The organism is Gammaproteobacteria bacterium, from assembly GCA_011682695.1.
GTDB lineage: Bacteria > Actinomycetota > Acidimicrobiia > Spongiisociales > UBA4744 > BMS3Bbin01.
Genome location: JAACED010000003.1, coordinates 1 through 24,600 on the forward strand (window position 1 = coordinate 1; position 24,600 = coordinate 24,600).

Annotated in this window: 19 protein-coding genes; 12 read left to right on the plus strand and 7 right to left on the minus strand. The window is 64.3% G+C overall.

The features are described from left to right. Positions 1-625 precede the first annotated feature (625 nt). Positions 626-1,219, minus strand: a complete 594-nt coding sequence (locus GWP04_00810) for a sulfotransferase family protein (GenBank protein ID NIA24088.1) — start codon at positions 1,217-1,219, stop codon at positions 626-628. A gap of 70 nt (positions 1,220-1,289) precedes the next feature. Continuing rightward, complete coding sequence (locus GWP04_00815) at positions 1,290-1,913, minus strand: hypothetical protein (protein ID NIA24089.1); 624 nt, start codon at positions 1,911-1,913, stop codon at positions 1,290-1,292. Positions 1,914-2,012: 99 nt separating this feature from the next. Here GWP04_00815 and GWP04_00820 point away from each other — a divergent pair, with 99 nt between their 5' ends. The 6 genes from GWP04_00820 to GWP04_00845 all read left to right on the plus strand — a co-directional run bounded on the left by GWP04_00820 (position 2,013) and on the right by GWP04_00845 (position 10,581). After that, positions 2,013-2,588, plus strand: coding sequence for a hypothetical protein (locus GWP04_00820; protein ID NIA24090.1), 576 nt, complete (start codon positions 2,013-2,015; stop codon positions 2,586-2,588). Positions 2,589-2,760: 172 nt separating this feature from the next. Then, the gene (locus GWP04_00825; GenBank protein ID NIA24091.1) at positions 2,761-4,686 is read left to right on the plus strand and encodes a hypothetical protein; all 1,926 of its coding nucleotides are present in this window, start codon (positions 2,761-2,763) and stop codon (positions 4,684-4,686) included. A 40-nt stretch (positions 4,687-4,726) separates the two neighbouring features. Beyond that, the gene (locus tag GWP04_00830) at positions 4,727-6,985 is read left to right on the plus strand and encodes a hypothetical protein (protein NIA24092.1); all 2,259 of its coding nucleotides are present in this window, start codon (positions 4,727-4,729) and stop codon (positions 6,983-6,985) included. Between the two features lie 68 nt (positions 6,986-7,053). Then, positions 7,054-8,097: a UDP-N-acetylglucosamine 2-epimerase (non-hydrolyzing) gene (locus GWP04_00835; GenBank protein ID NIA24093.1), complete on the plus strand. Its 1,044-nt coding sequence runs from the start codon at positions 7,054-7,056 to the stop codon at positions 8,095-8,097. Further along, the gene (locus GWP04_00840; protein ID NIA24094.1) at positions 8,094-9,116 is read left to right on the plus strand and encodes a glycosyltransferase; all 1,023 of its coding nucleotides are present in this window, start codon (positions 8,094-8,096) and stop codon (positions 9,114-9,116) included. The genes GWP04_00835 and GWP04_00840 overlap by 4 nt, the downstream gene beginning before the upstream one ends. Positions 9,117-9,138: 22 nt before the next feature. Further along, complete coding sequence (locus GWP04_00845) at positions 9,139-10,581, plus strand: hypothetical protein (protein NIA24095.1); 1,443 nt, start codon at positions 9,139-9,141, stop codon at positions 10,579-10,581. On the opposite strand, the gene GWP04_00850 is transcribed toward GWP04_00845, so the two are convergent. Both GWP04_00850 and GWP04_00855 read right to left on the minus strand, forming a co-directional pair. Continuing rightward, positions 10,556-11,977, minus strand: coding sequence for a hypothetical protein (locus GWP04_00850; protein ID NIA24096.1), 1,422 nt, complete (start codon positions 11,975-11,977; stop codon positions 10,556-10,558). The two genes, GWP04_00845 and GWP04_00850, sit on opposite strands and share 26 nt — an antisense overlap. Then, positions 11,974-13,287 (minus strand): hypothetical protein, encoded by a 1,314-nt coding sequence (locus tag GWP04_00855; protein NIA24097.1) that lies wholly within the window; start codon positions 13,285-13,287, stop codon positions 11,974-11,976. Before GWP04_00855 ends, GWP04_00850 begins: the two co-directional genes overlap by 4 nt. Positions 13,288-13,309: 22 nt before the next feature. Here GWP04_00855 and GWP04_00860 point away from each other — a divergent pair, with 22 nt between their 5' ends. The 6 genes from GWP04_00860 (at position 13,310) to GWP04_00885 (ending at position 19,126) form a co-directional block, all read left to right on the plus strand. Beyond that, positions 13,310-13,924, plus strand: coding sequence for an N-acetyltransferase (locus GWP04_00860; GenBank protein ID NIA24098.1), 615 nt, complete (start codon positions 13,310-13,312; stop codon positions 13,922-13,924). Then, on the plus strand, positions 13,891-14,988 hold the full coding sequence (locus GWP04_00865; GenBank protein ID NIA24099.1) for an aminotransferase class I/II-fold pyridoxal phosphate-dependent enzyme: 1,098 nt from the start codon (positions 13,891-13,893) through the stop codon (positions 14,986-14,988). Before GWP04_00860 ends, GWP04_00865 begins: the two co-directional genes overlap by 34 nt. After that, positions 14,985-16,220, plus strand: coding sequence for a nucleotide sugar dehydrogenase (locus tag GWP04_00870; GenBank protein ID NIA24100.1), 1,236 nt, complete (start codon positions 14,985-14,987; stop codon positions 16,218-16,220). The genes GWP04_00865 and GWP04_00870 overlap by 4 nt, the downstream gene beginning before the upstream one ends. Positions 16,221-16,228: 8 nt before the next feature. After that, positions 16,229-17,290: a Gfo/Idh/MocA family oxidoreductase gene (locus GWP04_00875; protein ID NIA24101.1), complete on the plus strand. Its 1,062-nt coding sequence runs from the start codon at positions 16,229-16,231 to the stop codon at positions 17,288-17,290. Positions 17,291-17,351: 61 nt separating this feature from the next. Further along, a complete protein-coding gene (locus GWP04_00880) occupies positions 17,352-17,954 on the plus strand; it encodes a sugar transferase (GenBank protein ID NIA24102.1) in 603 nt (200 codons plus the stop codon). A 77-nt stretch (positions 17,955-18,031) separates the two neighbouring features. Beyond that, positions 18,032-19,126: a glycosyltransferase gene (locus GWP04_00885; protein ID NIA24103.1), complete on the plus strand. Its 1,095-nt coding sequence runs from the start codon at positions 18,032-18,034 to the stop codon at positions 19,124-19,126. Here the strand turns inward: GWP04_00885 and GWP04_00890 are convergent. Genes GWP04_00890 through moeB form a run of 3 tightly spaced genes read right to left on the minus strand, consistent with a single transcriptional unit; the run spans position 19,083 to position 24,535 of the window. Continuing rightward, the gene (locus tag GWP04_00890; protein NIA24104.1) at positions 19,083-21,851 is read right to left on the minus strand and encodes a hypothetical protein; all 2,769 of its coding nucleotides are present in this window, start codon (positions 21,849-21,851) and stop codon (positions 19,083-19,085) included. The two genes, GWP04_00885 and GWP04_00890, sit on opposite strands and share 44 nt — an antisense overlap. Positions 21,852-21,891: 40 nt before the next feature. Next, positions 21,892-23,367, minus strand: coding sequence for a peptidoglycan DD-metalloendopeptidase family protein (locus tag GWP04_00895; GenBank protein NIA24105.1), 1,476 nt, complete (start codon positions 23,365-23,367; stop codon positions 21,892-21,894). 1 nt (position 23,368) lies between these two features. Next, positions 23,369-24,535 carry a molybdopterin-synthase adenylyltransferase MoeB gene (gene moeB, locus GWP04_00900; GenBank protein ID NIA24106.1) on the minus strand — a complete coding sequence of 389 codons (1,167 nt, stop codon included), beginning with the start codon at positions 24,533-24,535 and terminating at the stop codon, positions 23,369-23,371. Between the last annotated feature and the right edge of the window lie 65 nt (positions 24,536-24,600).

Here is a 24,600-nt window from a genome sequence, read left to right on the forward strand (position 1 = left end):
CGCCTCCACGACCGGTTCCAGAGACTCACAGCCCGCAAGAACCCCAACGTTGCGGTCGTAGGCGTAGCCCGAGAACTCGCCGGGTTCGTGTGGGGACTCATGACCGGCAACCTCAACGAATAAGAGAAACACGCTTTGGGCACCCCCGCCTACCAGACGCCTCCCCCAGGATCGAGACGGCTCGTCACCTGCAACACTCCGCCTCGCTTCAGTCGGCACGCAGTCTCTGGCGGACACTCACAGAAGCCACCCAACAGCGAGACGGACGGGGAAAACAGCGGAACAACCCTCGTAAGGCACTATGCGTCCAAGACACGCGAAGCTAGTCAGAGGCAGGTTCCGGCGAAACCAAGATGTGCGGTTCCGATCCGCGGATATCAGTATGGTCAACCGCCGCTGCCACACTCCCGTCCGTCCCGCTCCCCACCACCCCGACCCCCACCCAAACCGCCCCAACTTGACCGACCACCCCATATCAGTACCTTGGCCGGCAACGTTCGGGGTGTCGATGCCGAGGCAGGTGCGTCGAGGCGGAGAACGCAGCGAGCGGCATTTCTGGCCGGCAGAACACCGCCGAGGTCGCCGGTCGAGACACTCGCGACTCTCAGGTGGTCGATGCCTTCCGTCAGGAGTGCTCAGCCCGATTGCGATAGAGAGTCGGGTCCACGACGCCGGCCATCGCGAGTTCGTCGAGATGGCCTCCCAGAAAAGTGTTGACGCGAGCAACGTGGGTCTTGGGGCGGTCCAGCATGGCGTGGTAGTCGATGTCGAGAGATTTGAAATCCGGGTGCCGGGCGAGCCAGGACGTGGCCCTGGCTACATGCTTGCCGAAGGCGCGTTCCAAGGTTTCATCGCTGATTTGGTCGGGATCTTCTCCTCGCCGAAGGAGCATCTTGCGTTGGGAGGCGAGGATCTCCGGCATCCGCCGGTGCATGAAGATCACCTGGTACGAGTAGCCTGATGGCAAGTACTCGAGGAGCGCAGCGATGACCTTCACTGCCTTGCCTCTCGCATCATCGAGCCAGCCCGTATCTCCGTCGGGGAGGCGCTTCACTCGTTCGAACTCGTAGTAACCCCGAGGATTGTCGTCATCGGGGGCGCGCACCCTGTCGGTGAGTGGAGGGATGCCTCCAGCCTCGAGTGCGCGCATCATCATGGATGTCCCGGAGCGGGGAAGGCCGGAGACGATGATGATGGGATGGCGGCGGCGAATCACGATTTCCTGATCTCAAGTGAGGCAGGAGTATAGGTGTTGTTCCCGAGATCGCAGTTCTTGAAGGGGGTGTCTGCTATCCGCTCTCGAGCGATCGAATCAGCGCACGCAACTGTCCCGGCTGACTCCGGAGTTGTGGAAGAGCAAGCATATCGGCGGTTTTCAGAGCATGGAGGCGCGATCTCAGCATGGCGTGCACTTCGGGATCTGCTTGTGCAGCGGCAAACAGGTCGGAAGCGACATAACCGGCAAATGATGCCAGCAGGTCGATTTTCGACTTCTCGATATTCAGGAGAATCGGAAGGCCGGGCCCGGATGCGGAGGGGCTCACATCGACACGGTAGTAGTCGTGGTCGGTGCCGACGTAGCTGACTCTGAGTTTCGAGATACCCGTTGGTCCGAAGGCTCCGACGAGACTGGCGCTCAAGCGGTCAACCATCAAATCGCCCGCGTTGTCTTGACGATTCACAGCCGCCAGAAACTGGCGATCCTCGTTCAGTGTAAGAGACAACAGCCCATCTCGATCTCCGGAGACGATGTCCATGAGCGCATCGAGCACCGTGTTTTCCATCGCGTCGGCGTTCTCCTCGGTAAACGCCGAAGAAGAGGGGCTGACGTTTGGAGTTGTTCCTGATGTCGAACAACTTGAAGCTATGACAATGAAGATCATGCCGATCGTGCCGGCCCAAGAGCGTCGCATATCTGCAATGATTTTACTGTGTTGCAGGACATGGCGCGACCGTAGCGTGTAGTGTCGCAGTCAGGGTCAATGCCAGCGCGCTGGCGAAGGGAGGATGACGTGTCACATCGGAAGAAACAGTTTCTATTGGTTGCCGTGTTGCTTGTGTTCGCGATGGTGGCGTCGGGCTGCTACACGATCAAGAACGCCTATATCAACAAGACTCAACTCGTATACGGGGAGAGCATGACGGCGGTAATCCAGCTGCGAAGCGTTTCAGATCTTCAGGGGCGTCCGACGGTGTGGGTGCTCATGCCGGACGATTGGTCGATTGGAGCACTCAAGGACTTCGACTCGGACACCATGGGTCATCATCCCCTTGGGACGAACTTCTCGGCCAAGCTGTGGGTCGAGACGGCAGGTAACTGTGTACAAGACGGTTTTGATGTGGGAGGACCGGCACCTACCGGATACGTGTGGAAGGCACTTCGGGTCACGGACGGCGACTTGTTGCCGTCAGGAACCACCGAGATCCAGCGGGTTCGAGTTCAGTTGGTGGCCGGATCGACCGCCCAAACCGTCGGCATCCGTTTCGTGACCGGAACGACGGTTGATGAAAGCGGGAACCCTGGCACGGTGGATTACGGCATCTGTGCAGGCATCTACGTGCCGACGGTGACTGTCTCGGCGCCGTGATCCGAGCGCGATCGGTGATCGCCTCGGCTACATGAGCTACTGATCTCTGTTGGTACCGTGGGGGAGTCGTGGTACTCCCTCACGGGCGCGTCTGGCGTGTGGTCGTTGGCGTTGCACGCCCTGAGGCTCAGGTGTGACGGGGTATCTCGGGCATTTACGAAAGGTCTGAGACATGATGCGAGGCACCCGTGAGTCGATCCGGTGGGGTGTCCTTTTCGTAGCCGTCGCTTGTGGCGGCTACATCTTGCTCTTCCTGTGGGACAACTGGTTCGTCAACTACGACGGGGGCGCCTATCTGGCTCTTGCGAAGTCACTCCGCACAGGTCACGGGTACCGATTCCCCGACGGCTCGTTCGCCACGTTCCGGGGGCCGTTATACCCTCTCGTGATCGCCGGGGGTTGGCTGGTTCTGCCAGTCACCGCCAAGATGGCCATGTGGGTGACTCGATCTCTGCTCATCTTGAACGCACTCTTGACATGTGGCCTCGCCTGCCGGTTCACGCGGCGATGGCTGCCTGCTGCAGCAGCCGGGATCTTTGTGATCGTCCAGCCGCTTCCGCTCGTCTCTGGCGGCTTGTTCTTCGTCCCAGACGTTCTTGCAGTGAGTTTCGTGCTCGCAGCCATACTGGTGCTTCCCACCGACGGTCACGGACGCGGCGCACGATGGTTGCTGGTCGGGATGCTGTTGGGCCTCGCGTTTCTCTCGAAGGAGACAATGGGTCTTGCGCTCCTCCTCCCGGTTCTCATCGTGGCCGGGACACGAGGGATTCGTCACGCAGCACGTGTGACCCCTGAGATCATCCTTGGCTGGGTGGTGCCCGTCGGATTGTGGTCCATGGTCTCTCTGCGATATGCAGGAGTGTTGCCCACCGGACTTGGAGGTTTCGCAGGATGGTCGGCGTACGGGTTGCTTGCAGGGATCGTTATCGGTTCCACGGTGGGGACGATCGTCGGTCGAAGGCACGACGTCGAGGTTACGTCGACGCGGTCCGTACAGCTGCCATGGCTGGGGCTCCTGCTCGTCGGGACGATCTGGCTGCTGGCAGTCGCCGTTCCACTGATACGACCTCTCGGCGAGGTCGGAATAGCGCTACGCAACGATCTGGACCGTTGGCTGTATCGGGGGACGGCTCGCACGGCACTGCTCGCAGCCGTCGTACCCACCCTTGCGTGGGGGCTGTGGCGCCGGAAGAGAAGGGACGTCTTCATCGTGCTGTCCATGGTCTCCCTTGGACTCGCGCTCATTGTCCACTCGTCCCTCGCCGGTCTCGGCCCCCGCAACGGAGTGTTGCTGGCCTACGGGGTGGCGCTGCTGGTGGCACTGTGGGCTCACGACACATGGAATCTGCAAACCATGCGTTGGCTGTGGAGACCCTTGGTCGTGGTGGTCTCGCTCGTGTTCATCTCTGTGAACGTGGTGGCCGGTTTCAAGACCAATGACCGTCTCGACGCGCGCGGGCTGACCTGGGACGCCCCGGCGGTCAGTGCCTCCGCAGCTTGGCTCGGCAGCCAATCGGACGACGTGGTCTCGACGCCGGCTTTCTCCTCATTCATGTCGGTCCTTGCGGCCAGATCGTTGCAGATGGAACTCGCGCCGGTGTTCACGCAGGATCGATCGGCGAGCACCCATATCACCCTTCGCTTCAACAAGAGAGCCTGGTGGGCCGGGAGTGTGCCGGCACACCCGGATGAGGAGGACCGTCCCGTCGCGATCTCTGTCGCTCGCCGGACGGTGAGCGCCTTCTACGGACAGTCGCTCAACGCCGCCGCCAACGAGGGCACGCTCCTCGTCGTGACCGGCAACTTCGCCTCGATCGCCTCCGCCCTTGATGGCGGCGTCATCCTTCCGTACCTGGAAGCCCAGCCGAACGCCCACAGGGTCTACCAGTCGTCACTGGAGAACCTTCCTCAGTGGGTGGTCATCTACGAGATCGACGGTCCCCTCGAGGCGGATGCCACGCCACCGCTCGTGCATATGGCAGTCGATGCTCCTGTGCCGAGCCTGGCACCAGACCAGATCGTCATGGACAACCATGAGTACGAGAACATGATCTTGGAAGTGCTCGGCGAGCCGCTCGAAACAGAGCTCCATCCGTGACCCATTCAAGGTTGGCGCCCCGCGGGCCGATGACGCAAGTGTGAAGCGATCCGTCACACTTCTGGTGGCATTCCTGATCGCGGTCGCCTTCTTACCGTCCGTATCGGCCCTGGCAGCCGCGCCGTTGCGCGTCGCCGTGGTCGACTCGGAATCGACCTATGTGAACTTCGCCCAACTCGGATGGTGGACGGAGCGTCCGCCTCGCGTCGCCCAGGTGCTGACCGATGCCGGCTACGACGTCGTCACCGCCGTTGATGCCGACCTCGAGAGCCGGGCGTTCCTCGATTCGATCGACGTGCTCATGCTGCCCCTCACCAGGGTCATGTCGGCGAGCGCCTCGATCACCGTACGGGACTGGGTGGAGCAGGGCGGTTCACTGGTCGGGGTGTTCATCTCGCCGCGGATGCTGGCTCGAGACGGGTGCCGGTGGACCGGAACGGTGCATCCTCGATACGTCACGAATCCCCAGTCGGACTGGACGTGCCCGACACCCGCCAACTCGGACGGCGGCTTTCAGTTCTGGGTGCTGGAGATGAACAGCGCCGTCTACGAGTACGGGCCGCTGTCGGAGGCATATCAGACGATCTTCATCAACGATCCCACACCGAAGACCTTCTCGATCCTGGACGAGGCGCCGACCCACCCGATCGTGCAGGGCACACTCGACAGCCTCGGGATCTCGTCGGTTCGTCTCGACCGACCCACCGGAGCCGGAGCCGAGTTCGGGCGCATCTTCAACACCAACGCCACCTCGATGCTGCGGTTCTCGATTCCACCGGGCACCGGTTCTGCCGAAGGTGTCGACGCGTCCCAGTACGACGGCTACACCGCAGCACAGGCGACAGGCTACGGCGCCGGGCGGCTCGTCTTCTTCGACTTCGACCTCCTCGATTTCCTTCCGGAGCTCAACGCCACAAACGCAGCGCAGACGCACGAGGGAGTCACCCAGGGGAGCATCGCTCGTGAGCTTCTCGTCCAGTCCATCGACTGGGCCGCCGCCACGGGCGGAACGTCGGCGCCCCTCGACCGTCGCGCCCGGACCTGGGCCGAGGTCGACGTGTACAACAGCGGCATCTACCTCCGCCAGTATGTCAACGCCACCGGCAACGTCGGCCTCGTCGGCGATCTTCATGTTCGCATCTATGACCCCGCGGGGAACCTCGTCTACTCCAACACGCGTAGCAAGATCGGCGTCTATCCGGGTGGCCCCGACCTGCGCTACAGCCTCCCCGGGTACACGCCGGCAGGTGGTCTGTCGTCGTCGGGCACCTACCGGGTCGAGGTCGACTACACGTTCTCTTATCCAGGACTCGACGACATACATCTCGAGGCCGTCGACGTCGTCAAGAACCAAGGCAAAGGGATCCAGACGCAACCGGTTCCCCTCGGTCCGCTCCCGGACCGCATCGCCGGTTCCGACCGTTACGCGACCGCCGCTGCGATCTCCGCGGCGGCGTTCGCTCCGAACGTGACCGTTGCCTATGTGGCGACGGGCGCCAACTTCCCCGACGCGCTCGCCGGCACCGCCGCGGCTCGAGGGCAAGGACCGGTCCTCCTCGTTGCTCCCACGGGCATTCCGGCGGCGACCGCGGGTGAACTCCAACGACTGCAACCCCAGCGGATCGTCGTACTCGGCGGAATCGGGGCGGTATCCGCGGGAGTCGAAGCCTCGCTCGGCGGCTACACGTCCGGCTCGGTCACGCGTCTCGCAGGCGCCGACCGTTACGCGACCGCCGCAGCGATCTCCGCGGCGTCGTTCGCACCGAATGTGACCGTTGCCTATGTGGCGACGGGCGCCAACTTCCCCGACGCGCTCGCCGGCGGGCCCGTCGCGGCGTTGGGTGGCGGACCGATCCTGCTCGTTGGGAACAGTGTCCCTGCAGCCACCGCCGCCGAACTGGCACGATTGCAGCCGGCGAAGATCGTCGTCCTCGGCGGCACCGGTGTCGTCTCGCCGGACGTCGAGGCTGCGCTGGCCTCATACACGTCGGGTTCGGTCCAGCGACTCGCCGGCGGGGACCGCTACGCGACCGGCGCGGCGATCTCGGCATCGTTCTTCGACCCTGGTGTGTCCGTGGTCTACGTGGCGACCGCGGCGTCGTTCCCGGACGCTCTCGCCGGGGGAGCGGCGGCCGCCTTCGACGGATCGCCGGTGCTGCTCGTCTCGCCCACCAGTGTGCCCTCGGCCACGGCGACGGAGATCGTTCGTCTGGCGCCCGGTCGCGTCGTGGTGCTCGGTGGCACGGGAGCGGTCTCCGAAGCGGTCAGGACGGAGCTTGCGCTCCTCCTCGGATCATGAAACCGTCCGGCACTTCGCCGGTACACTCGCACGAGTCGGAGTGAAGACGACCGACCGAGAGGGATTCCTTGAAGATCGTTTCCGTTGTGGGTGCGCGACCCCAATTCATCAAGGCCGGCCCGGTTTCCAGGGCGCTCACAGCCGCGGGAGCCGAGGAAATCCTCGTGCACACCGGGCAGCACTACGACGACAGGATGTCGCGGGTGTTCTTCGAGGAACTCGACCTTCGCCGGCCTGATGTCGACCTGGGTGTCGGCTCCGGATCCCACGGTGCGCAGACGGCGAGGATGCTCGAAGGAGTCGAGCAGACTCTGGATGCCGAACATCCCGACGTCCTGCTGGTCTACGGTGACACGAACTCGACACTTGCCGGCGCGCTGGCCGCAGCGAAGCTCCACATTCCGGTAGCCCACGTCGAAGCCGGGCTTCGTTCCGGCAGACGTGACATGCCCGAGGAGATCAACCGGGTCCTCACCGACCACGTCTCCGATTTCCTGTTCTGCCCCACCGTCACGGCGGTCGACCACCTTGCCCGAGAGGGGATTCACGACGGTGTGCATCTCGTAGGGGATGTGATGGTCGACTCTCTGGAGATGATCCGTCCCCGATTGCGGTCCGACGCGGCGGCTCGCATCGGTGTGGACGGGAGGTACTACGTGGCCACCTTGCACCGTGCCGACAACGTCGACCGTGAGGATCATCTGCGCGCCGCTCTCGAGGTCCTCGGAGCCGTGCCGGGCCCGGTGGTGCTGCCGGTCCACCCCCGCACCGCCGCATCGATTCGACGGTTCCGACTTCAGTTGCCCGGGAACGTACAGGCCATCGAACCGGTCGGCTATGTCGACATGCTGTCTCTGGTCGCACGCGCGGAGGCGGTCCTCACCGACTCCGGAGGGCTTCAGAAAGAGACGGTGCTGCTCGGCACACGATGCATCACGCTGCGAGGCGAAACGGAATGGCCGGAGACGCTCGAAGGAGGATGGAACAGCGTCGTCGGTCTGGACGCAGCGCTCGTCTTGGAAGCCCTCTCGAAGCCGGCTCCACTCGGGACGGTCACCGGGTTCGGTGACGGTCAGGCAGCCGAACGGATCGCCGAAATCCTCGTCTCATGAGGATCCTGCTGATCTCCAACATGTGGCCCGGGGCCCGCAAGCCCCACTTCGGCATCTTCGTGAGGCAGCGCGTCGACGCGTACCGGGCCGGCGGCGCCGACGTGGTCGTCGTCGCGAACTCGGATCCCCGACACGGGCTTTGGGCGCTGTGGAAGTACACGGTCCTGCTGGGACGTGTTCTGGCGACGGCAGCTCGACGGCGTCCCGACGTCATCGAGGCGCACTATCTCGTTCCCACCGCGCTCTTCGGGTGGATCGCCGGGAAGCTCACCCATCGGCCCTATGCGCTCTACGCCCACGGCAGCGATGTCGATGGTCGGCTCCCGGCACTCGACTTCGTGGTGGACCGAGCTGCGCTCATTTTGACGAACGCCGACGCGACGGCCCGAAAGCTGGAGGAGCGTTTCTCCTCCCTGCCGGGAATCCGCGTCGTGCCGCCCGGCGTGGATCTCAGCCGATTCGCGCAGGTTCAACGCGCCGAAAGCGAGTATCCGACCGTCGGGTTTCTGGGGGATCTCGTCCAGCACAAAGGTGTGGATGTTCTCCTCGACGCGGTAGCCGCCATGTCGCCGCAGCCGCGACTGCTCGTCGGAGGGGACGGTCCCGAACGTGCCGCTCTCCATCGGCGTGCAGCCGAGCGGGGCGTCGATGCACAGTGGCTCGGAGCCGTCCGTCCCGATCAGGTGCCGTCGTTCTTCTCGCACATCGACGTGGCCGCCGTCCCGTCGCGGCGGGACGCGCTCGGTGTGGTGGCTGTGGAGGCGCTGGCCGCCGGCGTCCCGGTGGTCGTGTCGCGAGTCGGAGGTCTCGCCGGGGTTCCGACGCCGGACTGCGGGGTCGCGGTCCCACCGGACGATCCCGAAGCGCTGCGCACATCGCTGCGTGCCTGGCTCGACACGCGCGGCGATCCCCAAGTGATCGCTGCCGCACGACGGCGGGCCGCCGACTTCGACGCGCACGTACTTGCCTCGAAGGCGATCGGTATCTTGACCGAAATCGCGGGGACACGTGCCCGCTGATTGATGGCATGATGGGACCGAAATGACCGTGACGCGAACCAGCCAGTACGACACGAGAGAGCTTTCGACCTTTGCCGCGCTTCTCCTGGCCATGATCGCCGTGTGGGCAACCGCCACCGTGGTGGGCTTGTGGTCACACGTGGGCGGCGCCCTGGTCGCGATCGGTGCCGCGTCGATCGCCGCCGGCGTTCTTCACCGCCGAGGCGTGTTTCGTTCCCTCGCATCCGAGCTGGTGGTCAGAGATGCGGCAACCTGGGCCATTCTCGTCATCGCCGCCTCGCCGCTGGTGCCGGCGCGGCTCGGGCCGACGTACGCGGGGATATCGCTCGACGATCTTCCACTCGTGTTCGGCGCGATGCTTGCGCTGTGGAGCGTGGTGCGCACCGAAGGGTGGCGGAAGGTCGTGCACCCGATCTCCGTGCCTCTGTGGCTGTTCGCCCTGTGGAACGGTGTAGCAGCGGTTCTCGCCGGACACGTCGACCTCGGCGAGCTGACTCGGGGTGTCGGCCGATGGGGCCTCGTCGCCCTCGCATTCTCACTGCTGCTCCGTATCGCCGCGCGACCCGGGATGTTCCGACTGATCATCGGATCTTTGGTGGTCGTCGGGCTGTTCGAGGCCTTGTTCGGACTGTGGGCGTACTTCGTCGACTGGAAAGTCGAATCCGAGATCGTGGCACGCCTCATCGGCCTCGAATTCTGGCGGCCCTACCAGCCACTGTTCAAGACCACACCCGGCCGGATCGTCGGGACACTCGGAGTTTCCTCCAACTTCTTCGGCGCGCTCATGCTGATCCCGACGCTGATTTCCGGCGGTCTGTTCGCCGCGGCCAAAGACCGATGGCTTCGCGTGACCTTCGCCCTGTCGACCACAGCCCTGTTCTTCGCTCTCGTGCTGTCCTACACCAGAGCCAGCCAGATTGCGGTTCTGGCCGGGTTCGCCATCGTGCTCGCGCTGGCGTGGCGTCCCCGCCTCGCCGGTCTGGTGGCCGTGGTGGTGGCGCTGGCCATCGTCCTGACCCCGGCGGCAAGCCGCTTCACCCAGGAGGGCAACGACCGGCGGGCCCTGGCCGAAAAGGCGATCGATACGGTGAAGAAGGACCCCGTTTCCGGTTTGGGCGCCGGGGGTTTCGTCGACAAACAGTTCGATCCGGCTCATCCCCTCCTCATCGGGACCCCGCACAATTCGTTCCTTCTCGCTGCGACCGAGACAGGCCTCCCGGGAGGAATCCTGCTGGTCACCGCCGTCGGGCTGCCCGGAGCCATCGCAGCCTGGGGGGCGATACGACGCCGGAAGTCCGACATCCTGCTGGTGGCGATCGTCGCCGGCCTGGCCGCCTACGGATTCCAGACGATGTCCAACAACCTCTTCCACATTCCGAGCGTTGCAGTCTTCTACTGGCTGGCGGCTTCCGCGGCGGTCGTCCGAGCCGGCCGACCTCCTAGGACCGCACCAGAATCCTCGTGAGGGTGCGGAGCTCGGGGGCCAGCATCGCAACGAACAGTGAGAGAACGACTGCGTCCAACCAGACGGCAGGAGGGAACAGCACTGCCGGGCCAACCACGGCTGCGCCGGCCACGGCGAGCCTCGCCCACAGGCTTCCCCATCTGATCTCGTAGCGACGCGACGCCACGATCAGTGGTGCGAGCACCTGCAGCACGCTGCCGACGAAGTAGCCCGCCGCCACGGCCTCGGTCCCAAAGCGAGTGCCGAACACCGCCCAGATGATCCCGGCCGTCGTGAATCCGACGATGCTCGACCACATCGGGATCGCGGCGTCCTTGACCCTGATCGCGGCCAGCGACGTCACGGCAGGGGCGCCGACCACGCTGACGAAGAACGCGGCAGCGAACCAGGCGAGCGTCACTCCGCCGACGATCCGGTCGGAGAACACGACCTGGAGAATGCGGTCCTGCTCGAGTATCAGCAACGCACAGAACGGCCCGGCGACGAGCGCCACGATTCCGGTGGCCGCTTCGACGAGCCGCGTGGATTTCGTCGTCTCCGCCGCCTTCTCGAAAGACAGACGGGGGAGCAGTGCCAAGCCGATCGCGCGCGGCGCCAGATAGAGAGGTTCCAGTACCGCCAAGGAGGCACCGACGAGAGCCGTCCCCGGCACTCCGGCCAGGAAACTGGCGACCAGAGGGGTCGCTCTGGTGAAGCCGACGCCGGAGAGAGCCCCGACCGACCCGACGCCTCCGTAGCCGAAGAGAGAGCGTATCGGAAGGCGGTCCCTCTCAACGATCGGGTCGTGCAGACGGGTGGCGGCGAACCAGCCCACAGGCACGTATGCGACCGCGAGTGGCAGCACCACCGCCCAGGAAGCATCGGTGAAGATGACGAGAAGAGCGGCGGCGATGAACAGCCCTCCACCGATCATCTCGGCCTGAACGTAGCGTCCGATGCGCTCCTCGCCGTACAGGATCGACTTGCCTGTCTGATACACGCCGAAGGTCAACGTGAGGAGGGCGACGCCAACTGCGAGCCGAATCCCGCCGGCCGATAGGGAAGGATCGAAGAAGGCATACGCGAACCCGCCGGCAGCTCCGAGGACCGTCAGGCCCAGGGCGATACGCGCCGACAGTGCGGCGAAACTCGATGCGTCCTGCGGTCGCGATCCTCTCAGCTCGCTGATCAGTTTTGTGATGCCGGCCGAGAGTCCGGTCGGCCCTATGACGGTTGCCAGCGTCGCCACAGAGATCGACACCGTCACCCATGCGAGTGCCTCGACGCCGAAGAGAGCGTTGGCTCCAACCTGCTCTACAAAGCGGACCAGACCGATGATGACCAGCCCGGCGACGCTCAGCGCAGCGTTACGAGCTACCTGCCTCGTGCTGCCGTCATGACCGGGATCGACGCTCAACGTCTGTTCCCCAGTGCGGAGCCGAACCAGACGAACACGGTCGCAGTGAGCGAAAGGTCCACAATCCCCGGACTTCCGAGTGTGACCACGGCCAACACGGCAAGAAGGGCGACCGACACGAGAGATCGCCGGGACATTGCACGAACGACGAGCGAGATCAGCAGCGCGCCGACCAGCAGGAGGCCGCCTGCACCCAGTTCGGTTCCGATCTGCAACCACCCGATATCGAGTTGCGCTATTCCGACGTCGATCTGCCTCGTGTCGCCACTCGAGCGCAGCCGTTCCACGAACTCGGGAGAACGTACGTCGGGGAGGCCGTACTGTTCATGCAGCGGCGAGTGGGTACGCCAGGCCGTCGTGCTACCGAAACGTCCGGGACCGGCACCGAATACCGGATGGTCTTTCCATACGGCAGAGCTCGCCTTGAGGTTGGCGACGCGAACGTCGGTGATGTCGTCCGCATGCGTGAGTTGCGAGGTGACGGCTTGGTTCCGGGAGGCAAGATCCTGTCTTGCCGCGGGTACGGCCACTTGAACGATCGCGAACGCCGACAGTGCCGCCAGCGCACCGACCCACAGCAGTCGTGATCCCTTCCACTTGCGCACCACGAGCGAAAGAAGCCCCATCACGACGGTGGCCGCGATGGCGAGCCTGCTGCCGCTCGTTCCGACGGCGGCGCCCGCCAAGACTGCCAAGATGATTCCGTACCGGGATGTCAGCGGAGCAAGGGCGATGCCGATGGCACCCACTTGTCCGAGGCGGCCGGGATTGGCGACCAGACCTGTCGCTCGTCCCCGTTCCCACCAGAGCGGATAGTCCAGATTCTGTCCCAGGGAACGGTATACCGGCGCACCTCCGATGAGCTCGGCGACTGCCAGCACGCCCATGAGCGCCGCAGTGCCGGTCGCGACCGTACCGGCCCGCCGCAGGTCCCTGGGTGACGGGAACAGAGCGAGCGATCCGACTGCGAGCGCCGCGAGGCCCAGATAGGGCACCGAACCTCGAAGCGCCACTTCCAGAGGTACTGCGTTCACCAGCGCCGAAACCGCCACGAACACGGCGAGCAGCAGTCCCAAGACGACTTCGCGTCTGAACCTCTTCACGTCCTCGAGACGACTCGCCGCCACAGCACCGACTCCGACGAGGATGAGAGCGTTGAACATCTGTCGTGTCGGAAGTTGCCACTTGACGGCAAGCCACTGCGACACCACGAAGAGTGGAAGCACCCCGAAAAGGAGAATGCGTTCCAGTCGCGCCGGTACGGTTACAGCCCGCGTGAGCCTTGCGGGATCTGGCGGTCGAGATTCCATGTGCACTCCTTGAAACCCTAGACTGCCTTGCCACGCCGCAGGTCATCAGAAGACGAGGAGCGCAGTAGTGACCGGTGTAGATCCCAAGGCTCATGTCTCCCCGAACGCGCAGCTCGGCGCCGACGTGACCATCTGGGCGTTCACACAGGTGCGAGAGGATGCCGTCATCGGTGATCGCACATCGGTGGGAAGTCACACATGCATCGACCCGGCGGTGACCATCGGAGCGGACTGCAAGATCCAGTCGGGTGTGCTGCTGTTCGAGGGAACACAACTCGCCGACGGGGTGTTCGTCGGTCCTGGAGCCATCGTCACCAACGACAGAATTCCCCGTGCCGTCAACCCAGACGGGTCACGGAAGCAGGAGGCCGACTGGGACGTGACACGTACGAACGTTGGGCGTGGAGCATCGCTTGGTGCAGGGTCGATTCTGGTTGCCGGGGTGTCGGTGGGCGACTGGGCCCTGATTGCCGCCGGAGCCGTCGTCACCCGGGACGTTCCCGCCCACGCCCTGGTGGCCGGTGTGCCGGCTCGTCAGATTGGATGGGTGTGCTCCTGCGGAACTCGGATCAACATCGAAGATGGGCGAGGAGAGTGTCCTCAATGTCAGACGGTCCTGGAACTTTCATCCCGATAGCCGCTCCGGACATCGGTTCTGAAGAGGAAGCCGCGGTCCTTCGGGTGCTACGAAGCGGAAGGCTTGCTCAGGGGCCGGAAGTGCGAGCCCTCGAGGAAGCGTTCGCTCTGGTGTCCGGTGCCCGGTACGCCGTCGCGGTTGCGAACGGCACCGCGGCGCTGCACGCTGCCTTGCAGGCACTCGGCATCGGCCCGGGTGACGAGGTCCTCGTGCCGGCGTTCACGTTCGCTGCCACCGCCAACGCCGTGCTGGCCACAGGTGCCGTGCCGATCTTCATCGATATCGACGCCGACTTCCTGATGGATCTGTCCGACGCGGCTGCGAAAATCACACCGAACACTGCTGCGATGATGCCGGTCCACCTCTATGGGCTGATGGCCGACATGCACGCGGTGCATACCTTCGCGTCGCTCCATGGATTGGCAATCGTGGAGGATGCCGCGCAAGCGCATCTGGCTCGCCGTGCCGGAGTCACTCCCGGCCAAATGGGGGTTGCTGCCTACTCGCTGTACGCGACGAAGAATATGATGAGCGGTGAAGGGGGGCTTGTGACCACCAGCAGCTCCGAGATCGCCGAGAGAGTCAGACTCTTCCGCAACCACGGCATGTCCGATCGCTACCACCACGAAACCTGGGGCATGAACTTGCGTATGACCGATCTCCAGGCGGCGATGGGGAGGGTTCAGCTCGACAAGCTGCCGGAGGCGACGAGGCGCAGGATCGAGAATGCCGCGGCATTGACCGACGGCCTTCCCTCGCTGTTCACCACGCCGCGCGTGCCGGCGGATGCCTACCACGTGTTCCACCAGTTCACGGTTCGCGTTCCCGCTCCCTACCGGGATCGCGTGGTCGAAGAGTTCAAGCGCAGACAGATCGGCGTTGACATCTACTATCCGTTGCCCCTGACCCGGCAACCGTCCCTGAAGAAGTGGTCTTCGGAATGTCCGTCGGCGGACGCTGCATCCGGCGAGGTCATCAGCCTGCCGGTTCATCCGAAGGTCGACGCGGAGTCTCTGGATCGGGTGATCGAGGCCGCAATAGCGATATCGGCGGAGATGTCGTGAACCTGGCGGTCATTGGCCTCGGAAAGATGGGTCTGCCGGTCGCGGCGTACTACGCGCATCGGGGAGCATCGGTCGTCGGTATCGATATCGATCCGCGCAGGGTGGACTTGGTCAATCAGGGGTCGAATCCGATCGGCGGGGAACCGGGGGTCGACGATCACCTGGCAGCTCTGGTGACGGCGGGCGCGGTACGTGCAGACACCTCGTACGCAGCGGTGTCCGGCGCACGCGTGGTCATCGTGCTGGTACCCCTGATCACCCGCAACGGGAAACCCGACTTCTCCAGCCTGGATGCAGCGGTGGAAGGGATTGCTCCCCATCTTCGACCGGAGACCACCGTCATTTTCGAGACAACGCTGCCGATCGGAACGACGCGGAACCGGTACTTGCCCCTGCTGCGTGAAAAGGCGCCGGATGTCCTGGTCGTGTTCAGTCCGGAGCGAGTCTCATCGGGCCGCGTGTGGCAGGATCTCGACACGTATCCCAAGATCGTCGGTGGTGTCGACGCGGATTCGACAGCCGCGGCAGCGCTCTTCTATCGGACCTACCTGCCTGCCGAGGTTCGGGTCGTCGGGTCGAGCGAGACGGCCGAGATGACCAAGCTCGCCGAGACGACCTATCGGGATCTCAACATCGCGTTCGCCAATGAACTTGCACGTTTCTCGTCGGAGTGGGATATCGACGTCATCGAGGTCATCGAATCCGCCAACTCGCAGCCGTTTTCGCACATCCACTATCCGGGTGTGGGAGTCGGAGGCCACTGCATCCCCCATTACCCCTATCTGCTGCAGGAATCGACCTCGGGTTCCGACCTGGTTGCAGCCGCCCGCAAAGTCAACGAATCGATGCCCGACCTGGTGGCAGGCCTGGTGGAGAACGGCCTGGGAAGCCTCGAGGGCAAGACGGTCGTCCTGCTCGGTGTTGCCTACCGTCCCGGTGTCCCCGAGACGACCAGCTCGCCGGCCTACCCGCTGGCCGCAGCGTTGGAGCGCCTGGGGAGTCGCGTGCTGGCGGACGACCCGCTGTTCGAAGCGGACCAGTTGCGTTCTCTCGGCTTCACACCGTGGCAAGGCGAGCGGGCCGACGCGTTTATCGTCGTCACCGGCCACAGCGCATACCGCGCGTTCGGTTGGAGTGAGTATGATCAGGCGGTCGTTGTCGACGGTCGAAACGCACTGGAGCGCTCTATCGTTGAAGACGCCGGGCACCGCTACGTAGCACTTGGAAGGTGAGTCCCGTCATGTCACCCATACTGCTTCCCGATTCCTTGGAACAACCACCTGTCAGGGTTGGCGTGATCGGGCTCGGCAACATGGGTCGCAACCACGTTCGGGTTCTGTCCGAGCTGCCTCAAGTCGAACTCGTGGCAGTCGCCGATCCCTCCGACGGCGCACTCGAGGTCATGCGACGTTCGAGGCGTGCCCGCACCTACCTCGACTACTTGGACATGTTCGACCGCGAAGACCTCGAGGCGGTCGTGGTCGCCGTACCGACGTCTGCTCACGAGGAGGTCGTGCAGGCGGCTCTCTCCCGCAACCTCCACTTCCTCGTCGAGAAGCCGTTGGCTCCCACCGTGGAAGCAGCCCGGCGCATCGTGGATGCAGCCGACGGAAGAGGACTCGTGGGCACGGTCGGTCACATCGAACGGTACAACCCTGCGCTCGCTGCGCTCCGACGCGGGGTCGTCGCCGGTGAGATCGGGCGCGTATTTCAGCTTCGCGCAGTCCGAACGGGCCCCCTGCCGGACCGGATTCGCGATGTCGGAGTGATCGTCGACCTTGCGACGCACGAGCTCGATGTCATCCGCTACCTCGTCGGCAAGCCGATCGACCGCCTATTCGCCGAGACGGCAAGGCGCATGCACTCGGATCATGAGGACCTCTCGGTGACCCTGATGCGTTTCGCCGACGGCACGATCGCCCTGCTCGACGTCAACTGGCTCACACCGGTGAAGGTGCGCGAACTCACCGTGATCGGCGAGGGCGGCATGTACCGACTCGACTATGTCGCACAAGATCTCTACTTCTATGAGAACAGTTATGTCGGCTACTGGGCGGAGTTCGGTGGCCGCAACGGCGTCAGCGAAGGCAACATGGTCAAGTACCGCATCGATCGCGCGGAGCCGCTCAGAGTGGAGCTCGAGGCCTTCGTGCGCGCCATCAGGGGAGAGGAGGGCGTCGTGGTCCCCCTTGCCGACGGCTTGGCTGCAGTGACTCTTGCGGAAGCCGTGCGCGAGTCGGCGAGGCTTCAGCGTGCGGTTCGAGACATCGATGTAGCCACAGCGGCCACGATTCTCGACTGAAGTCATGGCGTTGCAGAGCAGAGACTCACGGGGGCACCGATACGAGCTGCTCAAGCGCCTCATGGATATCGTGGGGTCGGCGCTGCTTCTCGTGGTGACTTCCCCTGTCTTTCTGGTGGTCGCCGCAGCCATCAAGCTGGACAGCCCCGGTCCTGTGTTCTTCAAACAGACTCGTGTGGGCAGAGGGGGAGCGGAGTTCACGATGGTCAAGTTCCGCTCCATGGTTCACGACAATGACGAGAGCGTTCATCGTGAGTACTACCGGCGGTTCGTGGAGGGCAGAGCCGAGTCCCGAAGAAACGAAGAAGGAGACGAGGTATTCCTCCTCGATGATGCGCGCGTGACCCGTGTGGGACGGATACTGCGGCGCACCTCCCTCGATGAACTCCCGAACCTGCTCAACGTGCTGCGCGGTGAGATGTCGCTTGTTGGTCCCAGGCCGCCGATCTCCTACGAAGTCGAGTTCTACGATGAACACGCTCTGCGCAAGCTGTTGGTGAAGCCAGGCATGACCGGACTGGCCCAAGTCAGCGGACGTGGGGCGCTGACGTTCGATGAGGTGATCGGCTACGACCTCGACTACATCGATCGCCGGTCACTCCGCATGGACGTGGGCATCCTGCTGCGAACGATCCCGGCCGTTGCCAGACGCCGGGGCGTCTGATTGTCATGACTCGTGTTCTTACCATTTCCCAATCCCACCTTGCGCGTGATCCTCGGGTGCGACGTACGGTTCGGGTGATGCTCCGGGAGGGATGGGACGTTGAGGGCCTCTTCCTCGACGATCCGGTGAGCGAAGGCCACTTGCGCACCTGGCGGTTTCCGATCGACCGGAAACGGGGCGGCGCATTGCGGTATGTCTTCGAGTACACCTCGTTCTTCGTCTGGAGCTTCGTCTGGCTCAGCCTTCGAACTCTCGTGCGCAGGCCTGCGCTGGTCTATGTGAACTCACCCCCGGACTTCTTCGTGTTCGCTGCGATCGTGCCGAAGCTGCTCGGCGTCCCGGTCGTTCTGGATATCCATGACCCGATGCCGGAACTCTTCGTCTCCAAGGAGCGGACCTCGAGAGCGGTCATCCGGTTGCTGGAGACACAAGAACGCTGGTCGCTCCGTTTTGCGGATCGGGTCATTACGGTCCATGAGCCGCTGAGGGAACTCCTCTCGTCCCGGACGCACCGTGTCCCCATCGACGTTGTCATGAACGTTCCCGACCTTGAAGGCTGGGAGCCGGCCAGTGAGCGGCCGGCCGGCAGAGTCATGGTGTTCACGGGAAGCGTTGCGGTGCGGTATGGGATCGACGACGTCATTCGAGCCTTGGCGGAGGTTCGAGACGCGATACCGGGAATCCGTTTCCGGATCGTCGGAGAGGGTGAGGATGAGAAACGGCTCGCCGACTTGGCCGCCGAACTGGGCGTTGCCGATCAGATCGAGTTCCTCGGAAGGGTGGCGTACCGGGACATTCCTTCCGTGCTGGCCGATGCCTGGGTGGGTGTCAACGTGCCGAAGCCGGACGCTCTCGGAGGCCTGTCGTTTTCGAACAAGATCGTGGAGTGGGTGCTGCTTGGCATTCCGGTGATCGCGGGGAGGTCATCGACATTGCTCAGGTATTTCCCCGAGGGGACTCTGATCTACGTTCAGCCGGGCGATCCCGGCGAGATCGCGGCGGCGCTGGTGCGTCTCGATGCCGCGTCGACGGCCGACATCGAGAAACGGGGGGAAGCGTCACGTGCAGCGGTCGAGGCGATCTCCTGGCCGGTGCAACGCGAGCAGCTGCTCGGAGTGTTGACCGGAGTCATGGATGCGGCAAAGGGTCCAGATCGGATGTCAGGGCACTGAGAGCCTGGAACCTCGCAAGGTCCGAGGCGACACCTGGGCTCACCGCTCCTTCGCCGCCGAAGATCGTCACCGAAGAGGGTCGCAGGCGCAGCAGCTCCTGCTCGGTTGGTGCAGGCAGCGTCTCCGGGTCCGTGAGCAGCAGCGGAGCACCGTGAAGAGCGGCCAGGGCCCCACCGGTGAGGCCATCCGGATAGACGAGCCCCGTTGCCACGAAGGCGCGCGAGATACCGGCCGAGAAGGCGTCTGCGGAGACGGCGGCTGCCATCGCGTATCGGTCCGAGGCGGTGATACGGGTGACACCGGCCGATGTATATACGGCCAGTTGCGATTCCACCGTGGTCGACACATGAGTCTGAGGTCCCACGATCACGATACGTGTCGGGCGGAGCCGGGACAGCTCGTCTCGTACCGCCTTGGGGATCCCGTCGGGTAGGACGAGAAGCAGGGGTCCGCCAAGGAATCCGGCCGGAGGGCCTGCCGCGACGGCCTCGGGCCACTCGAAGCCGGAAGTGATGTAGACGACCGGGACTCCGGGATCGAACACCGCCCTGGATGTCTCGACGGCGGTCTCGTATCGGGTCGGTCCGGCTCTTCGGACGGCCCCGTTCGGAGCCAGGGAATCGAGTTCGTCCATGACCAAATCGGAGACGGCGCCTGGTCCGCCCAGGACAATGATCCGATCGGGAGCAAGTCGCTGCAGTTCGGTCCTCGTGGCGGACGGGAGCGAACCGGTTCGTGTCAACACGATCGGGGCTCCTTCGTGAAAGGCGGCCGGCACGGCGGCGAGGGCGTCCGGAAAGTTCTCACCGGTGGCGACATACACCTGTGAAGCGCCGGCGGGGAAACCTGACGCGCTCACCGCGGCCGCGGTGGCGTAGCGATCTTCGCCCCACAGACGGGTGACGCTGCCGACACTGGAGAGTCCGTACCCGGTCTCGGTCCGTATCCAGCGGAACTCCTGCCCGAAGTAGGTGAGGAACTGGCCGTCTCCTCGGCTGCGCCTGGGGCTGCGAGCAAGGGTCGTACGGTATGGAGCGTCTTCGAGTACAGAGAACTCGAGCCGGTCGGCGTCGATGAAGCCCGCGTGCCAGGATCCGTCGTAGGCGTCCAGCTGGATGATGTCATCCGAACCGTCACCGTTTGCATCGAAGGAAAGGGCGAGACTGAAGTGGTCGGCCGAGGACGTCACGGCGGAGGGTCCCGTGGTGGCCGTGGTGCCGGTGGCCAGCAGCGTCATCCATGTCCCGTTGTCCGACCGGTAGGAGGCGAGGTCGTCTCTGCCGTCGCCGTTGAAGTCGCCGACGAGGTGGGTGTCCCAGCCGGTGGTGGGTGACAGGGAGCCCCAGGTGGTGGGGGTGAAGGAGGTGCCGGTGGACAGTGAGGTGGTCCAGGTTCCGTTTTGGTAGGAGGCGAGGTCGTCTTTGCCGTCGCCGTTGAAGTCGCCGACGAGGTGGGTGTCCCAGCCGGTGGTGGGTGACAGGGAGCCCCAGGAGCCAACGTTGCCCGAGGAACCGTCGGTGACCCACCAGGTTCCGTCTGCAGGATGGAACACGGCACCGTCTTCGGTACCGTCGCCGTTGAAGTCACCGACGAGCGGGTTGGTGTACGCGTCGAGCGGGATCGGTTGCCAGAGGACGGCAACCCGATCTCTGAACGAAGGCAGGAGCACGTAGCACGAATCGCCCGGGCACGACGTCGCCTGCGCGTCTCTGTGTCCGGAGATCGTGTTGAGTGTCACGCTGGTGCCCTGTGCGTACTTCGACGAACCTTTGGACACTACGGTGGTCGTTCCCTTCGGGTCGATGTTGTGGATCGAGAACTTCCACGCGAGCAGATCCACGAGCGAATCCTGCATCGCGGTGGACGGTGACACGCCGGTGCCCTGGAACGAGCCGAGCAGCGCGATGCCGGTCGAATAGGAGTTGAAGCCTTGTGTGTGGGCGCCCTGCACGCCCTTGTCGATGCCGCCGGCCCTGCCTTCCCATACCCCGCCGAACCGATCCACGAGGGCGTTGTAGGCGATGTCGTTCCAGCCTCTCGTGTTCACGTGGTAGAGGCAGATGCCCAGGATGTAGGAGGGCACCTCGGCCTGCGTGTAGGTGTTCCAGCCTGCCGTGTGGTGCACGAACGCGACCGTCACCTGCACGTAGCTCGGAGGCACTTTCGGCACGCAGGAACCCGACGGATCCCAATCGGAACGAGGATGAATCTGCGGCTGCGGAACGGCGGCGTCGGCCGGCTTGGGGGAGAAGCGCTCGGCGAGACGCATGAACAGCGGCTTCGTTCGGTTGGTCGTGTCGACGAGCGTCACGGTTGCCTGTCGCGGTGCTCCACCTCTGAGACGAAACTGCACCGCATCGGATTCTCCCGCCCACACCGGTTGTGTGCCGTGCCGCTGGTGGCGGAACTCGGCGGTTCCGGTGTCGGGACCATGGTCGTCTTCTGTCTGGATCGTGCGCCAAGGACTCCAGCGACCCTGTGTGCGTGTCCGAACCGAGATCTCCGTGGGTGAGGGCCCCTCCCACGTAACGCCGACGATGGTGAAGGGGTCTTCAACGATCTGAGATTCGGTGATGTCGCCGCGAACTCGCAGCGACAACGCGTGGTCGGTGGATCTCGCCCAGGCCGAGGGTTCCACCGGGGCAGGGGCAGGCAGCAGAGCCAGGACCAGCCCGGCCACGGCTCCGACGATCAAGGTTTTCTTGATGCGGTCCCTCCTCCTCACAGCGGAGTGTAAGTAGCGGGTTTGCCGATGTGAGCCTTTGTCAGTTCACGGCCGCCAAGAGCAGGTACTCGATCGAGAACGGTACGACGCCGTTTCCGCCGAGGATCACGATGTTCACAGGCTGCAACCTGGCGAGTTCATCGATCGTCGCTGCGGGTATCGTCCCGCCGGCGACGAGAAGAATCGGCCCTCCGTCGCGGGCTGCGATCGAAGTGCCCGCCAATGCGTCCGGGAAGTTCATCCCTGTTGCGATGTACACGGTGGACGCGCCATCGGCGAAGAACATTCTCGAAATGGCCGCCGCGGTGGCATACCGGTCGGAACCCCAGACCCGATCGACCTCGGGGGAATAGGCACGGAGGAGCTCTTCGAGCTGAGCGGACACGACGCCCTCGCCACCAAGGATGACGATGCGTGAAGGATCGAGCCGCTCCAATTCGGTGGCCGTCGGCTCAGGAATCACATCCTGTCCGATGAGCAGGAGCGGGCCGCCGACACGGGCTGCCGCCGCGGCACCGGTGAGAGCATCGGGGAATGTGAAACCGTTCGCCACGAACACCGTATCGGCCCCCGATGGGAATCCAAAAGCTGAGACTGCCGCCGCGGTGGAGTATCGGCTCATCCCGGAGATACGGTTCACAGATGCGGAGGTCAGGACGCGGATACGATCGATGACAGCGTCCGAGACCGTGGCGGGTCCTCCCAACACGGTGACCGTCAGGGGCTGGAGCCTTTGCAGCTCGGCTGCCGTTTCCGACGGAACGAATGTCTCGGCCACGAGCAGTATCGGGCTGCCCGCAAGGCCCGCGATGGGTCCGACGACGAGCGCGTCCGCGAATCCGGACCCGGTGGCCACATAGACATGGTCGGCTCCTGAGGGGAAGGCTTCTTCGGATATCGCAACGGCCGTGCCATATCGAGTTGCCCCCGCCAGGCGAGGCAGGATGGACATCTCGGCTGCCTGGAGACTCGGATAGGGATCGATGGCCGTGCCGCTCGGGTCGTGGAGTTCGAAGTGGAGATGGGACGCCGTCCATTCGGCGTTGCCGCTGTCGCCGACCCATCCGATGAGTTGTCCTTCGGTGACGTGAACGCCCTGTTCGATGCCCGGAGCGAAACCCCAACCTTGCCCATCGTCGGTGCCGGGAGTGTCGTTGTTCATGTGGATGTACCACGATGCCCAGCCGTCGTCGTGGTTGAGGGCCATGGCGCAGCAGTCCCCGCCCAGCTCGTTGTGCATCCAGCCGATCGTCCCGTCGGCCACGGCAACGATCGGTGTCATCTTGTCGGCCATGATGTCGTTGCCCTGGTGGGTGCGGCCGCCGGATCGTGGAGCCCCGAAGGTGTCTGAGTAGTGGTTGGGCCCCGCGACCGGAAATGTCATCTGATAGATGTCTGCGGCCGCCGAGGCAGGTGGGGAGGGCAGGAGGACGAACGCGAATGCGCAAATGGCGACGAGGTACAGCGCTTTCCTCACTAGAGAGTCATCGGCGCAGAATGCGAGAAACTTGAGCACTTCACCGAGCGACCGTACCGGCAGACACGCAGTACTGGTCGTACTGGACGATCTTCGGTGGGCGGTTCTCATCGGCACAGGCCGGGCAGGACGGGTCGCGGTGCAGCCGCAGCGTGCGGAACTCCTGCTCGAGTGCGTCGTAGGTGAGGAGTTTGCCGGCGAGCGTCTCGCCGATATCGAGCAGAACCTTGATCGTTTCGGTCGCCTGGATGGTGCCGATGACCCCAGGGAGTACTCCCAGCACTCCGGCTTCCGAACACGACGGCGCCATCTCGGGGGGTGGCGGCTCAGGGAACAAACATCGGTAGCACGGCCCCTTGTACGGCCAGAAGACACTCGCCTGGCCCTCGAACCGGAAGACCGATCCGTGCACGACCGGGACCCGCAGGTGCAGTGAGGCATCGTTGATCAGGTAACGGGTTGGGAAGTTGTCGGCACCGTCGACGATGACGTCGTAGCCGCCGAGGATGTCGAGCACGTTGTCGGCATCCAGCGTCACCTTGTACGGGCGCACCGTCACGTCCGGATTGAGACCCCGCAACGTCTCCGCCGCGGAATCCACCTTGGGTTCGCCGACCCGTGACGTGCTGTGGAGGATCTGACGTTGCAGGTTCGAGATCTCCACGACGTCGAAGTCGACGATGCCGATGGTGCCGACCCCTGCAGCGGCAAGATACAGGGCAACCGGGGAGCCGAGGCCACCTGCACCGACGATCGCAACTTTGGAATCGAGGAGTTTGCGCTGGCCTTCCTCGCCTACGTCGGACAGTGCGAGGTGGCGTGCGTACCGGATTCGTCGGTCGAGATCGAAGGTGCGGGGGACATTCCACGGATGTCCGGCGATCCGCCAACCGTCCGAGCCCTCTGCAAGCGACCTGACCGACGAGTAGCCCATCTGCTGAAGAGCGTACGCCGCGAGGGCCGACCGCTGGCCGACGCTGCAGTAGAGGACGAACTCGGTGTCGCGGTCGACGAGCTCGGCGATTGCGCTCTCGAGAAGGCCCCGGGGGATATGCACCGCGCCGGGGATGGCTCCTTCGGCGTACTCGGCATCCTCACGAATGTCGATGATCAGCGGCGCCTGGTCTCCGCGTGCCGCCAGCTCCGCAACGGAGATCTCATTGATCCGGCTGCGTGTTCGGTCGGCCCACTCTTCGTAACTGAACATGAGTGGCAGCGTAGCGAATCCGGGGGCATTGACATGATGGCCCCCCTCCCGGCTTCGCCGGCCCC